This window comes from Winogradskyella sp. ECml5-4 (assembly GCF_036903175.1).
In the GTDB taxonomy this organism is placed as follows: domain Bacteria; phylum Bacteroidota; class Bacteroidia; order Flavobacteriales; family Flavobacteriaceae; genus Winogradskyella; species Winogradskyella damuponensis.
Genome location: NZ_JAYJLF010000002.1, coordinates 248,553 through 264,947 on the forward strand (window position 1 = coordinate 248,553; position 16,395 = coordinate 264,947).

Genomic DNA, 16,395 nt, shown 5'->3' on the forward strand with positions numbered 1-16,395 from the left:
AAAACGGAAAAAATTAAACACTAAAAAGGGTTTATCCTAGTAATTACATGATTTAGCAACTATTACGTTTTCGGTCATAAATTTTACAATTATGATAATTTTTATACGATTTATTGACATAAACGCATATCCTAATTAACAAAATAAATAAAAAAGACCTGTTAGATTATAAAACCTAACAAGCCTAAATCATCTTGATCTTTTTTTCATTTATTTTGAGTACTTAAAAACAACCATACCTATAGGTGGAATATTAATTTCTAAAGAATTATCTCTATAATTCCAAGGTTCTGATTGCGTCGCTTTTTTTCTGTTTTTATATTCTCCTGTTCCGAAATATTTTTTTAAATCACTATTAAAAATTTCTTTTAACTGGCCTTTTCTTGGCACTCCTATTCTATATTTTTCTTGTGGAACAGGTGTCATATTACAAGCTATAATAACATCATCTTCTTGATTATTTCCTTTTCTTATATATGTAAAAACTGAATTTTTAGAATCTCCATAATCAATCCATTCAAAGCCATCTGCTTCAAATTGTTTTTCATATAAAGCCGGCTCATTTTTATATAATGTGTTTAAATCTTTAATTAAGGCTTGCACACCTTTGTGTAAATCGTATTGTAACAAATGCCAATCGAGACTGTTTTTAAAATTCCATTCGCTACTTTGCCCAAATTCTGCTCCTTGAAACAATAGATTCGTTCCAGGATGTGTAAACATATACCCATAAAGCAGTCTTAAATTTGCAAAACGTTGCCATTCATCTCCTGGCATTTTACCTAAAATAGATTTTTTACCATATACAACTTCATCATGACTTAAAGGCAACATAAAGTTTTCTGTGAACACATAAGTCATTGAAAAGGTTAAGTCATCTTGATGGAATTGTCTATATATTGGTTCTTTTGCAAAATATTGAAGTGTATCATGCATCCAACCCATCATCCATTTCATTCCAAAACCAAGTCCACCTATAAAAGTAGGTTTTGATACCATTGGAAACGCCGTAGATTCTTCAGCTATAGTTTGTACATCTGGAAATGAAGCATACACCGCTTCGTTCATTTCTCTTAAGAATGATATGGCTTCTAAATTTTCATTTCCACCATACATATTAGGCTCCCATTGCCCATCTTCTCTACTATAATCTAAAAATAACATGGAAGCTACTGCGTCTACCCTAAAACCATCTGCATGGTATTGGTCTAACCAAAAAATAGCATTACTAATTAAAAATGATTTGACTTCGTTACGTCCGTAATTAAAAATTAAACTCTTCCAATCTTGATGGTACCCTTTCCGTTTATCTGGGTGTTCATAAAGTGCTGAACCATCAAAGAAACCTAATCCGTGTGCATCTTCTGGAAAATGTGAAGGCACCCAATCGAGAATAATACCTATATCGTTTTGATGAAACTTATCTACTAACAATTTAAATTCTTCAGGATAACCAAATCGTGATGTTGGCGCAAAATACCCCGTTACTTGATAGCCCCAAGATGGATCATAAGGATATTCCATTATCGGCATTAATTCTACGTGCGTAAAGTTCATATCTTTTACGTACTTGACCAATTCATCTGCCAACTCTACATAAGACATAAAGCGATTTTCTTCAACATTCTTTTTCCAAGACCCTAAATGAACTTCATAAACAGAATATGGCGCATTTAAAGCGTTATTCTTTTTGCGCTTTTTCATCCATTTTGTATCCTTCCACTTATAGTTATCTTCCCAAACGATTGAGGCTGTATTAGGATTATGCTCTGCTCGTCTAGCGTAAGGATCTGCCTTTTCTGTTACAATATCGTTATTACTACTAAGAATCTTATATTTATACTTACTCCCTTTTCCAGCACCAGGAATAAAACCTTCCCAAATTCCGCTAGAATCCCAGCGTACATTTAATTTGTGTTCGCCTTCTGTCCAAAAATTAAAGTCTCCAACTACAGATACCATTTTAGCACTAGGTGCCCAAACAGCAAAATATACACCTTCTACTCCATCTACGGTTGTTATGTGTGAACCAAATTTCTCGTATAAACGATAGTGCTTTCCAGATTTAAAAAGATCGATATCAAAATCTGTAAAACGACTGTGTGTTATTACTTTTGCCATATTTATAGTACAAATCCCTTAGGAATTATAGCGTCTTTCCTTATAACAACTATACCATCTTTAATTACATATTCTTCTTTTTCTGTATCTGCTAAGTGAGATCCACCGTTAATTCTTACATCGTCACCAATGCGTACATTTTTATCTATAATAGTATTCTTGATATAACACCTTTCTCCTATACCTAAAAGTATTTCTGTTTTATTGTTTTTTATATCATCTAAAGATTCATAATCATCATTACCCATCATATAAGTATTAATGATTGTAGAATCTTTACCTATTCTAGATCGAATACCAATAACAGATTTTTCAATCTTAGCGGCATTTATTAAACAACCTTCAGCAATGACTGCTCTATCTAAAGCAGTACCTGTAATTTTTGAAGTTGGAAGAATCCTCGCATTAGTATAGGTCCGTTGTTTAGAATCGTATAAGTTAAATTGCGGTAAATCATCTGTGAAACCAAGATTTGCCTCAAAAAATGAGTCTATATTTCCAATATCTGTCCAATACCCTTCATATTGGTAACTTAACGTTTTATGTTTGTCTATAGATTGAGGAATAATCTCTTTACCAAAATCATTAGTTTCGGGATTATTCATTAAATCAATTAACAATTCTCTATTAAAAATATAAATCCCCATAGAAGCAAGATGGTTACGACCTTGAGCTTTCATCTCTTCACTTGTTTCAGACGTCCAATCTGGCAATAAATCTGAACTTGGTTTTTCAACAAATGAGGTAACAACATTATTTTCATCTGTCTTAAGAATACCAAAAGAAGTAGCGTCTTTCTCATTTACTGGTATTGTTGCAATAGAAATCTCGGCATTGGATTCTCTATGCGCTTTAATCATTTCATTAAAATCCATTTGATATAACTGATCACCTGATAAAATTAAAGCATACTCAAAATCGTGCGCTTTAATATGATGCATACTTTGTCTCACGGCATCTGCGGTGCCTTGAAACCAAGATTTACTTTCTGGTGTTTGTTCTGCTGCTAATACATCTACAAACGCAGAACTAAAAAAACTAAAATGATAAGTGTTTTTTATATGTCTATTTAATGATGCTGAATTAAACTGCGTTAACACATACATGCGTTTAATATCAGAATTAATACAATTAGAAATAGGTATGTCTACTAATCTATATTTACCAGCTATTGGCACTGCAGGTTTAGATCGTTTTTCAGTTAATGGATATAGTCGAGATCCTTGGCCGCCACCAAGTATAATGGACAATACTTTATCGTTTATCATAGCTTTAGTTTAGTTTATTGAATTGTATAAGTTTATATATGCTTTAGCTGAAACCTCCCAAGAATGATCTATGCTCATTATATGTTTTCGGTTCGCTTTAAATTCTTTTTGTTGAGTATAAAACTCTTTCCCTCTATTAATTGCAACCACAATATCCTGTTCGGAAACTTCATTATGACATATACCAAAACCATGGTCGCCAATATCTACAACAGTGTCTTTTAATCCTCCAATGCGTCTTACAATTGGCACAGTTCCGTACCTTAAGGAATACATTTGGTTTAATCCGCATGGTTCTACACGAGATGGCATTAATAAAAAATCTGCTCCAGCATAAATAATATGAGACAGTTTTTCGTCATAACCAATAAACGCATTATAATTTCCTTTATGTTTTAGTATTAAATCAAACAATTCTTTCTCTGTTTCTTTAGCTCCAGATCCTAAAACAATGACAGCTATATCTTTAGAACGCAACGCATAGTCTAGCGCATGTGGCAGAAGCTCTGCTCCTTTTTCACCAACTAAACGTCCTATAAAAGCAAATAAGGGTTTACTTTTATCCAAATTAAACTGAGAACACAACCATTCTTTATTCGCCTTCTTCCCTGATTCTACAGTCGTTTTTTTATAATTTTTTATAATGAATTTATCCGTTTCTGGATTCCAAACAGCCGAATCTATGCCATTTAAAATTCCAACTGCTTTAGAACTTTCATGAGACAATAAAGACTCGAGTCCGTTGGCACTATATTTTAATTCTTCCATATAACTCGGCGACACAGTAGTCACGCGCCAAGCACATTTTATTGCTGCAGCTAGTGGGTTTATCATACCATCCCACATTAATAATCCTACATTTTCAATATTAAATTCAGGTATCTTATATAAGTTATCGTAAGACATCCATCCTTGATATTGTGCATTATGGATTGTAGTAATAACAGGTATTTTATTTAGCGACTCATATTTATAACTTTCTTGTGCCATAAATGGAATTAGACCTGTATGATGGTCATGACAATGAATATAGTCTGGTTTTTTCTTTAAAGTTAATATCCAATCTAAAGCCGCTATTTGAAATGCTAAAAAACGATTGGTATCATTATCTGTATAAACACTTTCTGTATATAGCAAATCTTTAACATGAACGAAGAAAACATCAAATTCTAAAACAGCGTCTTCAATTTTTAAAATATCGAAATTTAATTCTTGGTTTCCCAAAATTAAATTAGCCTGATAAACCAAAGTAAACTTATGCGATTGAGTAAATTTAGTGTTATAAAATGGCATTATAACAGCACTATTAGCACCTATTTCATTTTGGTACTTGGGCAAAGCGCCAACAACATCAGCCAAACCACCTACTTTAGCAATTGGGTAACATTCTGCACTTATATGTATTATTTTCATTAATATGGACTCGTTTATTGTTGACGTTGTTAAATTTAACAATAATAAAAATAAAGTCAAGAGTATTTTGAATGTAATTTCAAATAAAAACATATACTATTTCGTAATGAACAAAACATGATAACGACCAAACCAACAACCCTAATTTTAAAAAAAAATTAATTTTGAAAAAGATAATATTACTTACCCTTATTAGTTTGTTTTTTAGCTGTAACAGCTCAGCCCAAAAAAATGAAACTAAAGAAACATTTCCTGTTACTAAAACAGACGCAGAATGGAAAGCACAACTCACCAAAGAACAATACTACATTTTAAGAGAAGCCGGAACTGAAAGACCATTTTCTAGCCCCTTAAATAAAAATTACGAAAAAGGTGTATACCATTGTGCCGCTTGTAATACTCCTTTATTTAAAAGTGAACATAAATTCGATTCAGGAACAGGATGGCCAAGTTTTGATCGTGTAATTGAAGGTAATGTTGCCTTTGGTACAGATACAAAAATTGGTTATACAAGAGACGAAGAACATTGCGCAACTTGCGGTGGCCATTTAGGACACGTGTTTAATGACGGCCCAAAAGAAACCACAGGTAAAAGACACTGCATTAATGGAGATGCTTTAAAATTTGTTGCTTCTAAAGAGTAAAATCTGTAATAATACATAAGCTAAATAGCGTTATTACATCTATCTATTTTTTATAATAGTTTATCAGATGTTATATCGCTATTTTTATAGGGATTAAATTTAAGCTTTATGGATTCTTCTTATTTACCTAGTACAATTAAACAATTTGAATACTACAAATCCCTTGGCGATAAAACCATTGCACAATTGACTTTTGACGAATTAAAAAAAGAATTTGCTCAAGATTCTAATTCCGTTTCTATCATTGTAAAACATCTTGTTGGTAATATGCTTAGCCGTTGGACCAATTTTTTAACCGAAGATGGCGAAAAAAAATGGCGTAAACGTGATGAAGAATTTATAGATGATTTTAAATCAAAAGATGAATTGCTAGACGCTTGGAACAAAGGTTGGAATTGTTTGTTTACAGCCATCAAACCACTATCAAATCATAACTTAGAGCAAGTTATCTATATTAGAAACCAAGGCCATTCTGTTACCGAAGCCATCAACAGACAAATGATGCATTATGCTTATCATGTTGGGCAAATCGTATATATTGGCAAATTAATTAAAGGCGAACATTGGAAATCACTATCTATTCCTAAAGGACAATCAAAAGCCTATAATAAAGACAAGTTTCAACACGACAAAAGCCGCAAACATTTTACAGAAGATCTCTAATTAAAATGACAAAACTATAAGGCTTCAAACCTCAAAGATCTGCTTAGAAAAGACATCAGATGATTTAAAGCTTTGGTGATTTAGAATTTCATTTTGCTATTTGGAGTTTTCTTTTTGGAATTTGTTACTTTTGTAACTTCAAAATTTCAACTAAAATAACTTACCCATGAGTAAATACGATATTATAGTATTAGGAAGTGGTCCTGGTGGCTACGTAACCGCAATAAGAGCATCGCAATTAGGATTTAAAACTGCCGTTGTAGAAAAAGAAAGCCTTGGTGGTGTATGCTTAAATTGGGGCTGTATCCCTACGAAAGCACTTTTAAAATCTGCTCAAGTATTTGAATATCTTAAACATGCTGAAGATTACGGACTTAAAGTTTCTGGTGCTGAACACGATTTTGATGCCGTTGTTAAACGTAGTCGTGGTGTTGCTGAAGGCATGAGTAATGGTGTAAAATTCTTAATGAAAAAGAATAAAATAGACGTTATTGAAGGTTTTGGAACACTAAAAACTGGAAAGAAAATAGATGTTGATGGTACAGAATATTCTGCAGACCACATCATTATTGCTACAGGAGCACGCTCACGCGAATTACCAAGCTTACCGCAAGATGGTAAAAAAGTAATTGGATACAGACAAGCCATGACTTTAGAAAAGCAACCAAAAAAGATGATTGTTGTAGGTTCTGGAGCCATTGGAGTTGAGTTTGCTTATTTCTACAACTCAATGGGAACAGAAGTGACTATTGTAGAATATTTAGATAAAATCGTTCCTGTTGAAGATGATGAGGTTTCAAAGCAATTAGAACGTAGCTTTAAGAAATCTGGAATTAAAATTATGACTTCTGCAGAAGTAACTTCTGTAGATACCTCTGGAGTTGGTGTAAAAGCCACAGTAAAAACAAAAAAAGGAGAAGAAGTACTAGAAGCTGATATTGTATTATCTGCGGTTGGTATAAAGTCTAATATTGAAAATATAGGTCTAGAAAATGTTGGCATCGCAGTTGACAGAGATAAAATTTTAGTTAATGATTATTATCAAACTAACATTCCTGGCTATTATGCGATTGGAGATGTTACTCCTGGCCAAGCATTAGCACACGTTGCATCTGCAGAAGGTATTCTTTGTGTAGAAAAAATTGCTGGTCAGCATGTAGAAGCTTTAGATTATGGTAATATTCCTGGTTGTACCTATTGTTCTCCAGAAATTGCTAGTGTTGGTTTAACTGAAGCTCAAGCCAAAGCACAAGGCTTAGATGTTAAGATTGGTAAATTTCCTTTCTCTGCCTCAGGAAAAGCAAGTGCTAGTGGCGCAAAAGATGGTTTTGTAAAAGTAATTTTTGATGCTAAATATGGCGAATGGTTAGGATGCCATATGATTGGTGCTGGAGTAACAGATATGATTGCTGAGGCTGTTTTAGGTCGTAAATTAGAAACTACAGGACATGAAGTGCTAAAAGCAGTGCATCCTCACCCAACAATGAGTGAAGCGGTTATGGAAGCTGTTGCAGCAGCTTATGATGAAGTGATTCACCTATAACAAATTATAGTTAAAATTTTAGAGTTATACGTTTTTACAACTGAAACACTAAACGTTTTATATTTAAAATGCGATTCGTTAGAATCGCATTTTTTTGTTTCTACATTTTCTTATTACCTGCTTTTACTAAAAGCTAGACATAAAAAAAGGGCAACAAATTGCTGCCCTATAGTATATGAATAACTAAAATTTAATCTACATAATGTGGATCTCCAAGTTGTTCGTAAGACGTTAAAGAACATCCGCCTCCAACACTTTGATTAGAACCGTAAACAACATTGTCTTCGTTTAAATACGTTACAGTAAATGGCACACTTGTTTCACCTCTTACATAAATTGCAGATAAGCTAGAATCTGTCCACTCCCATTCTTGAAGATAAGTAGGAGTACCATTTATTCCACTCTTAGAATACATAGATCCATCAGGATAAAAAGCATAATACCCTAAACCATCATAAGAATAATCTTCCCCTTCTTCACCACAACCAGAAAAATTAAAATCACTAGTTGTATGAGACCACCATTTTTGAGATCCTTCATTTCTGCTTAAACCACTAAACCCTGTTAAGGTCTCATTTCTTAATTCTAAGGCAACAATTTCACCAGATGGTACACCATCTAAATTACCACTATCTCCACTATCGTCACTAGAACATGACATAAAGATAGCTCCAACCATAAAAAAGGCCATTAAAATTTTTGTTTTAGGTAAGTACATTCTCATAATTATATTTGTATTAAATTGGTTACACTTTATAGATTCTAGTTTTAACTAACGCATTATAAAACGATTAGAAGAACTGCAATGCTTATATGTTAAAACTATGTTAATAACCACTAAATTAAAAAAACCTCCGTTAAACAACCAATAAAAAAGTTTAAACTCTGTTTTAGCTTTAAAAGCACACACCTAACCACCTAATACAATAGCGTAATTACAATTTACAGGCTAAACCTAAAAAAACGCCATTAGGTGATATTTCTTCAAAACCAATAGTGTATTTCATATGTAGATCTAATCTTGAAGTAAAAGTGTAAGCAAACCCTAAATCTGCTCTAACTTTTAATTTAGCGTTTGAAAAATCGAAGAAATAATTTAAACTCGGACCTACAAGAATATCAAAATGATCCTTTATTTTATATTTTAAATATATAGGAGCATTTAAAAAATCAAAATCTCCTAGATTTATATAAAGTAATTCCGGTTGTAAAAGAAAATCGTTTTCAATTTCAAAGTCTACAAAGCAACCTATATAATATCCTAATTCTACATCTGGAGTCTCACCAAAACTCCCCTCTTCTACTTTAAAAAAGGTAAAATTCAATCCGCCTTTTACACCAAAACCTGTTTGGGCTTGTACATTAGATGTACTAATTATAACAATAAAAACAAAGAACGTTTTAATAAGATTCTTCATATAAACAATTTTAAGCATTCATAAAATTAAAAATCCGTACCTAATACATCTTTGTGACGAACTTTGTTTAAATAAAGCTCTCAATTGCTAATTCATAACTTTGCAAACCAAAACCTAAAATAACCCCTTTAGCATTAGGCGAAATATACGATTGATGTCTAAACTCTTCTCTAGAAAATGTATTAGAGATATGTACCTCTACCACAGGAGTTGTAATGGCTTTAACAGCATCACCAATCCCTACAGACGTATGCGTATAAGCTGCAGCGTTTAAAACAATCCCATCATAAGTAAAACCTACATCTTGTAGTTTATCTATAAGTTCACCTTCTATATTAGATTGAAAGTGCTCCAATTCTACATCAGGATATTTTTTCACTACTGTATCAAAAAACTCCATAAAAGTTAAATTACCGTAGATATTAGTCTCGCGTTTACCTAGTAAATTAAGGTTAGGGCCGTTGATAATTATTATTTTCTTCATGTAGTAAATATATTAAAATATGCGCATAAAAAAACCGAAGCGTTTGCTTCGGTTTTAATATATAATTAAATGTTTTGTATGTCTTATAACTTGAATAAGATACCAAAGTTAGCTGTTCCACCAAATGGGTTAGCAACATCACCAAAACCTAAGTTAAATTCTGATACAGCTTCTGCACCATCAACGTCTGCTTTAGCAGTAGCGAAAGATAATACGTTCTTTAAACCAAAAGATAAAGCAATTTTTTCAGTTACGAAATAGTTAATACCTAAATCTAAACCAGCTCCAATAGTATTTACTTTGAAATCGTTTAATTTATCATTTTGGTTAGCATAACCTACACCAAATTCAGTAAAAGTTTTAAAACGCTCACCTAAATCTAAAAAGTAATAACGAGCAAAAGCACCAACACCAAAACCAGAATAATCTGCTGTATCATTACCTGCAACTTCTTCTTTAGAAGACATAAAAGATAATTCACCACCAATAGCTAAATCTTCGCTAATGAAATAACCTAATTTTGGGCTAATTTCAAATCCAGAAGTTTTTTCTTCAGTGTTTTTGTCATTTGTACTGTTAAAACCAATCATACCTTCTACAAAGATATCACCTTCAGCAAAACCAAAAGTTTTAGCTTCTTCTTGTGCACTTACACTTGTAAATCCTAATACTGCAACTGCAGCTGTAAATAATAATTTTTTCATAATTAAAGTTTAATTTTTATAATTAAATTGGTCGGCAAATGTAGACTTTAGTTTTATACTAAAAATCTAAATTATGTTAAAAATATATGCATTTCAACGATATTTTTTAACACTTTGTCATGCGTTTTGAGTGAATCACTTCTTTTTCAAATAATTATACAAATACAAATGTTAAAGCATATAGCCTACATACACATGTAAGACACGACTCTTTATTGTCCAATCACTAAAGCACTCAGTACCGTTAATATTAGTAAACCTAAATATAACACGCAAAAAAGTTTAAACACTCCTTAATATGTAGCTAACACTACTATTAAACCCGAAGTCAGCTCCTTCTAAATTACCTTTTACATAGTTTTCTGTAGATTCAGAAAAATGATTCCTCTTATAAAGCCTTAGAAAATTACTGAACCACTCGCCAAAACAGATTGCTAACATTACTTAATATATAATGCTTATTTATAAACAAAAAAAAGAGGCGAATCGCCTCTTTTTAAATATGTAATTTTCTAGATTTAGAACTTGTATCCTACACTTGCAGCAAAACCAGAAATTTTAATTGAACCATCCCCTTCGCCTGTATAATGATCATTTAATTGAAAACCATAACGTGCTTGTACAAATAATTCTTCACTAATATCATAACCAGCACCTATTGCTAATTGTAAGTTTAATTTTGTTCCATCATCAAAAGAATCTATATAGTCACCAACATCTCCACCTACAAATCCAATTTGTGGTCCAGCTTGAATATTAAATTCATCTGAAATATTGTACTTAGCTATCGCATTAAGTCCAAACATAGAAAGGTCACCTGCAATTGTGTAAGTCAATTCAGGTTGTACTGCAAATTGATCAGATACTTCAAATTCAGCAAAAGCACCAAGATGAAAACCTGTTTCTGATTCTGTGGCATCCCCAAATCCACCGCTATCAACTTTAAGAGACATCATTGATAATCCACCTAAAGCACCGAAAGTTTGTGCATTGATGCTTGTGAAAGCAAACACTGCAAAAGCAGCCAAAAATAATTTTTTCATAATATTCTAATTTTTAGATTAATAGATACAAACTAAAGTCTTTTTTCTTAGATATAAAAATTTCTTTTAACAGTTATTAACAATTTTATACACAAATACACACAAGAAGCTAGTTGTCAACCATATACAAAGACACTTATTAACAATTAAAATTAAAAATACGATAAATTGCGTACTATTTTTAGGAGTAATTCAACATTTAAATCATTATTTTTAGCCATGAAATGGCAACAAGCAATAACAGATTACAAACATTATCTTCAAATAGAACGTGGGTTATCTAAAAACTCAATAGAAAACTATAGTTATGACATAAAAAAAATGATTTCATATTTAGAGGATCATTCGATAAACGTTTCCCCTATTACTATAGATAATACTATTATTAAAGCGTTTATTTATTCTGTTTCAAAATCTTTAAATCCAAGATCACAAGCTCGTTTAATCTCTGGACTTCGTAATTTTTTTGATTATTTAATTTTTGAAAATTACAGAAGTACTAATCCAGTAGATTTAATTGAATCGCCAAGAATTGGAAGAAAATTACCAGACACCTTATCTATTGAAGATATTGACAACTTAATTAACGCCATTGATTTAAGTTACCAATATAATGGTGTTAATCTAGGAGAGCGCAATAGAGCAATTATTGAAACTTTATACAGTTGTGGTTTACGAGTTAGCGAGCTTATAGGTCTTAAAGTTTCAGATTTATTTTTTGAAGAAGGTTTTATAAAAGTTACAGGAAAAGGCGATAAGCAACGTTTTGTTCCTATTAGTCCTTCAACACAGAATTATATAACTATTTGGATAACCATAAGAAACCATATTGAAGTACAGCCTGACTCTAAAGATGTTCTCTTTTTAAATTATAAAGGAAAACAACTCACACGAGCCATGATTTTTACCATTATAAAAAAACTTGTAGAAACTACAGGATTAAAAAAAACAGTCTCTCCCCATACGTTTAGACATTCTTTTGCTACACATTTATTAGAAAACGGAGCCGATTTAAGAGCTATACAAATGATGCTAGGTCATGAAAGCATTACAACTACAGAAATCTACATGCATGTAGATCGGTCACATTTAAGTGAAGTTCTAAACAAGTTTCATCCTAGAAAATAAGCAAAAAAAAAAACACCCTATTTAATGTGACATTTTCTTACAAATAGTGTCCAAAAATAAAGCACAGATTAATGAAATTCCCTAAACTAAACTTAAGAAACTACAAATCAAACACTTCTAAATCTACGTTTGAAGATCAGAAACACAAAACGGCATTAGAAATTTCTAATGTTGGTCTTTGGGATTGGAATATTACAACTAATAAAGTTTTTTATTCAAAAGAATCTAAGCAAATCATTGGCTATGCAGACGACGATTTAAAAAACACTTCTGAAGTTTGGGATAGCAAAGTACATCCCGATGATAGCGATGTTTACTATAAAAATTTCAATTCTCATTTAAAGGGTGAAATAGATTTGTACGAAAACGAATATCGTATAAAATGTAAAGACGGCAGTTACAAATGGATTTTAGATAAAGGGAAAATTGTAGAGCGAGATAAAAATGGTAAACCTTCTCGTATTATTGGCACACATACAGATATTACAAAACTAAAAAATAACGAAACACAACTCAATAAAAGTCTTCAGCTTATTACAAGCCAGAATAAAAGATTATATAGTTTTACTCATATCGTTTCTCATAATTTAAAAACTCATATTGGGAATCTAAAAAATATTTTAGAGTTTTATGACGAAGCTTCTTCGGAAACAGAGAAAAAAGAACTGGTTGGTCACTTACAATCTATTTCAGAATCCTTAACCACAACCATTGAAGATTTAGATGATATTGTCAGTATCAAGTCTAAAGTTCATACTAACCAACTTAACGAACGTGTAAATCTTTATAGCTTAAGCAATAAAGTTATAGAGAGTTTAAAAATAGAAAGCGACAAAAGAAGCGTTACCATACATAATGCTTTAAGAAAAGACGAAGTATTATTAACTAATGCTGCGTATTTAGAAAGTGTGTTTTATAATTTGATTTCTAACGGTATAAAATATTCAGACCCAAATAAAAAGGCCCAAATAGTCATTCAGTCTATTCAATCTAAAGAAGCTGTAAAAATTCTAATTTCAGATAATGGAATAGGAATAGATATGACCAAATTTAAAGATCAAGTATTTGAAATGTATCAAACATTCCATGGTACAGATAGAAAAGATTCTAGAGGTATTGGACTATACATAACAAAAACACAAGTTGAAGCTTTAAATGGTGTAATTTTAATGGAAAGCAAGCTCAACGAAGGAACTGCTTTTTCTATTACATTTAAAAAGCAAAAAGGACTCTAAGTTTATGCCTTTGTTTTTTTTTAGCGACTTAAAGTAATGACAGTTATATTTCTTATTTACTTATAATTATTTTACAATAATCCAATGCTTGATTATTTAGAAAATATTAGTTTTTCTAAAGGAATATCTATTTCTGGTGTCTGTAATAGAAAGTAACTGTCATTAATACTCAAAGTTGACGAAACTTCCATTTTATTAAATCTAACGTTTCCTAAAAAACGGCAACTATTAAAACGTGTTGTCTTGTTTTTAGTGCTTATAAAATCAAAATCCTGAAGAAATATAGAGTGGCTCAAATCGGCTTTATCCATAAACTCTGTATAATTAAAAAGCGACTTACCTCTACAGTCTATTAAAGTAAAGTCGGCATATTTATAAAACGTTGCAGCACTAAATTGCGATTCAGAATTAAACAAGCTGCTTTGAAAACTTACCGTACCGTAAAACTTAGTGTTCATAAAATTAGCTTTTTGATTAAAAAATGCATTTTGAAATCGCAACGATTCCTCAAATACACATTTATTAAAAAATGCATTTTCATGACAGTTTAGTTCTTCAAAATTGGCACTCTTATTAAACGATGATCCCGTAAAATCAGTTCTTCCAACAATACTACTTCCTCTAAAATTCACATCGTCCATAAAAATACAATCTATAAAAGAAACGTTGCCTTGAAAAGCGGTTAGCACAATGTTTCCGTTTTCCATTTTCCTAAAAGCATTTACAGACTTATTAAATATGCATTTTTTAAAAGTGATACCAGATTTTATATTCACCTGATAAACTCCTTCACTTATAAGATGTGTATTAAAAAATGATGTGAAATCAAGTAGCTCATCAATGGTCTGATTCTCTATATAAACATGCTGTTCATTTTGTATTAATTGTTTTAGGTTATTGTCTTTATTGTTTGAAGCGTTTTGGGTGGCACAAGATAACTGCGTTAAAGCAGCCATTAGCAATAGAACATATTTCATAAGTCGTGTATTTTAAAAATGAGATTTCAAGACCTATGCAAATTTGATTACATAGGCTTGAAACTTCACTATTGATTAATTAAATCTTAATTCCCGTAGTATTTATCCTTGACACGTTGGATATGCGTATCAATTTTACTATCTATATTTCCGTTTTGCTTTTCTTTTTTAATGAATTCTAAAATTTCTTTTTGTGTATATGCATTTTTAAAACTCTCAGTAACCACCGTATTGTGAATATTGTTTTTTAGCCTTTCAGAATTAGGCTCAACATTATTTACGAAATTGAACTGACTAACACTATCTGCAGATCTAGAGCTATAACCGTAATCAAAATATTTTGGGTCTATAGTTGTATAAAACAAATTATTCATTTCATCTTGTTCATTAAATTTATCTTCTGCATCAGCAATTAAAACCAAATAATAATAACCTGATAATTCTGGCATATAGTAAGTTCTTGTTTGGCTTTGTTGTCCCCAAGCCGTTTGGGTAAAACTAGAACCTGATGGAATATCGAGATTAAAGATACAGTTGTCTGCCGTTGGGCAATCGTAAGTATTCACAGGAATTGAACTATTAAACTGATCGTAATAAATTACACCATAATCATTGGCATCAAAGGCATTGAAATAAATATAATAAATAGACCAATCGTTATTTACAGATGCTGTTTGGTTTCCTATATTATAAATATTAAAATCAATCATTCTTTCTGTTGCAATCCCACTAATTTGGTAAGTAGAATAATCTGCAAAAACCCATGGTGCTAGATCCACTCCTGAGGTATTGGGATCAACGTCGTCTGGCGGATTATTATCTCCTCCACTTTCTTGGTCTGAGGCAATAAAAAGAGGTTTATCTCCATCGTAACTGGTACAAAACTCATTAATCATATAGTTATAGTCTATCCAGATGTATCCAAAATCTCCCCATAATTCGCCCCAAGAATTAATAACTTTAAAAGCGCCTCCAGAACCTTTAGAATCATCATAACCTGCAATTACCATTGCATGATATGCATGTTGCCCAACATTATTATAAGATGTACTTGAGGACAATACAACATTGCTATTCCAACTCATAAAATTATCGGCTAATTTTGCGCCAAGAATTACAGGAATATTGTTCGCTAAATTTTGTTTAATACTTGAAATATTGGCGTCAATTTTTCTCCAATATTTTATTTTATTCTGATTAGCTTCTGTAGTCCAACTCGATTGCACATTAGAACTAGAACAATCACCTAAATTTGTATAAGGCACTGTTTGAGCCGTAGCTACTCCTCTATTTTGAAGCACAGTAAGTGCTTCAGAAAAATTAGTACCACTACAATCCTGACCTTTATTATTATCTGGAATTGCAGTAAATAAATCTTTAGCACTAAATTGATTAGATGGTGATGCCAATTGTGAAGTTGAGTACCCTTTACTCATTCCATTTAAAGCAGTCTTAATATTATAACCTACCGCCCAAGACACACAAGTACCGTATTGACCTTGATCTCCAATGGGTGGAAATTTAGGAACCAAATCTACCGACGAAGGTAAACTGGTGTTTCCAAAGCTAAAATTTGTTGATGTTGGGATGCTGCTTAGATCATCTTGTCCATTCCATCCAAGCGCAAATTCACTTTGTGGATTATCATCATCATCGTCAATAGGCTCACTATCTTTGTCACAACTAACAAAAACACTTAATTGTAGTGCAAGAATAGCATACAGAAATAAATTAATTTTTTTCATAATAATTGG

Annotated in this window: 15 protein-coding genes; 5 read left to right on the plus strand and 10 right to left on the minus strand. The window is 31.7% G+C overall.

The window, feature by feature from the left end; translation table 11 throughout:
- Window positions 1–210 precede the first annotated feature (210 nt).
- The 3 genes from glgB to VDP25_RS02700 are packed head-to-tail and all read right to left on the minus strand — an operon-like array spanning window position 211 to window position 4,802.
- Window positions 211–2,121, minus strand: a complete 1,911-nt coding sequence (gene glgB, locus VDP25_RS02690; protein ID WP_334466533.1) for a 1,4-alpha-glucan branching protein GlgB — start codon at window positions 2,119–2,121, stop codon at window positions 211–213.
- A 2-nt stretch (window positions 2,122–2,123) separates the two neighbouring features.
- On the minus strand, window positions 2,124–3,389 hold the full coding sequence (locus VDP25_RS02695) for a glucose-1-phosphate adenylyltransferase (protein WP_334466535.1): 1,266 nt from the start codon (window positions 3,387–3,389) through the stop codon (window positions 2,124–2,126).
- 9 nt (window positions 3,390–3,398) lie between these two features.
- On the minus strand, window positions 3,399–4,802 hold the full coding sequence (locus tag VDP25_RS02700; protein ID WP_334466538.1) for a glycogen synthase: 1,404 nt from the start codon (window positions 4,800–4,802) through the stop codon (window positions 3,399–3,401).
- A gap of 164 nt (window positions 4,803–4,966) precedes the next feature.
- On the opposite strand from VDP25_RS02700, the gene msrB reads away from it, so the two are divergent.
- The 3 genes from msrB to lpdA all read left to right on the plus strand — a co-directional run bounded on the left by msrB (window position 4,967) and on the right by lpdA (window position 7,652).
- A complete protein-coding gene (msrB, locus tag VDP25_RS02705) occupies window positions 4,967–5,446 on the plus strand; it encodes a peptide-methionine (R)-S-oxide reductase MsrB (RefSeq protein WP_334466541.1) in 480 nt (159 codons plus the stop codon).
- Window positions 5,447–5,554: 108 nt separating this feature from the next.
- Complete coding sequence (locus VDP25_RS02710) at window positions 5,555–6,109, plus strand: DinB family protein (RefSeq protein WP_334466543.1); 555 nt, start codon at window positions 5,555–5,557, stop codon at window positions 6,107–6,109.
- A gap of 166 nt (window positions 6,110–6,275) precedes the next feature.
- Entirely contained in the window at window positions 6,276–7,652 is a 1,377-nt protein-coding gene (lpdA, locus tag VDP25_RS02715) for a dihydrolipoyl dehydrogenase (protein WP_215925998.1), read from the plus strand.
- A gap of 190 nt (window positions 7,653–7,842) precedes the next feature.
- Here lpdA and VDP25_RS02720 read toward each other — a convergent pair whose 3' ends face one another.
- The 5 genes from VDP25_RS02720 to VDP25_RS02740 all read right to left on the minus strand — a co-directional run bounded on the left by VDP25_RS02720 (window position 7,843) and on the right by VDP25_RS02740 (window position 11,301).
- Window positions 7,843–8,376: a hypothetical protein gene (locus tag VDP25_RS02720; RefSeq protein WP_334466547.1), complete on the minus strand. Its 534-nt coding sequence runs from the start codon at window positions 8,374–8,376 to the stop codon at window positions 7,843–7,845.
- Between the two features lie 211 nt (window positions 8,377–8,587).
- Window positions 8,588–9,070 carry a hypothetical protein gene (locus VDP25_RS02725; RefSeq protein ID WP_334466549.1) on the minus strand — a complete coding sequence of 161 codons (483 nt, stop codon included), beginning with the start codon at window positions 9,068–9,070 and terminating at the stop codon, window positions 8,588–8,590.
- A gap of 67 nt (window positions 9,071–9,137) precedes the next feature.
- The gene (gene aroQ, locus VDP25_RS02730) at window positions 9,138–9,554 is read right to left on the minus strand and encodes a type II 3-dehydroquinate dehydratase (protein WP_334466552.1); all 417 of its coding nucleotides are present in this window, start codon (window positions 9,552–9,554) and stop codon (window positions 9,138–9,140) included.
- Window positions 9,555–9,637: 83 nt separating this feature from the next.
- The gene (locus VDP25_RS02735; protein ID WP_334466555.1) at window positions 9,638–10,258 is read right to left on the minus strand and encodes an outer membrane beta-barrel protein; all 621 of its coding nucleotides are present in this window, start codon (window positions 10,256–10,258) and stop codon (window positions 9,638–9,640) included.
- A gap of 518 nt (window positions 10,259–10,776) precedes the next feature.
- Complete coding sequence (locus VDP25_RS02740) at window positions 10,777–11,301, minus strand: outer membrane beta-barrel protein (protein WP_334466557.1); 525 nt, start codon at window positions 11,299–11,301, stop codon at window positions 10,777–10,779.
- Between the two features lie 219 nt (window positions 11,302–11,520).
- Here VDP25_RS02740 and xerA point away from each other — a divergent pair, with 219 nt between their 5' ends.
- On the plus strand, window positions 11,521–12,429 hold the full coding sequence (gene xerA, locus VDP25_RS02745) for a site-specific tyrosine recombinase/integron integrase (protein ID WP_334466870.1): 909 nt from the start codon (window positions 11,521–11,523) through the stop codon (window positions 12,427–12,429).
- Window positions 12,430–12,500: 71 nt separating this feature from the next.
- Entirely contained in the window at window positions 12,501–13,664 is a 1,164-nt protein-coding gene (locus VDP25_RS02750) for a PAS domain-containing sensor histidine kinase (protein ID WP_334466560.1), read from the plus strand.
- Window positions 13,665–13,756: 92 nt separating this feature from the next.
- Here the strand turns inward: VDP25_RS02750 and VDP25_RS02755 are convergent, their stop codons facing one another.
- Window positions 13,757–14,641 (minus strand): pentapeptide repeat-containing protein, encoded by an 885-nt coding sequence (locus VDP25_RS02755; RefSeq protein WP_334466562.1) that lies wholly within the window; start codon window positions 14,639–14,641, stop codon window positions 13,757–13,759.
- An 86-nt stretch (window positions 14,642–14,727) separates the two neighbouring features.
- Window positions 14,728–16,386, minus strand: coding sequence for a C1 family peptidase (locus VDP25_RS02760; RefSeq protein ID WP_334466564.1), 1,659 nt, complete (start codon window positions 16,384–16,386; stop codon window positions 14,728–14,730).
- Window positions 16,387–16,395 lie beyond the last annotated feature (9 nt).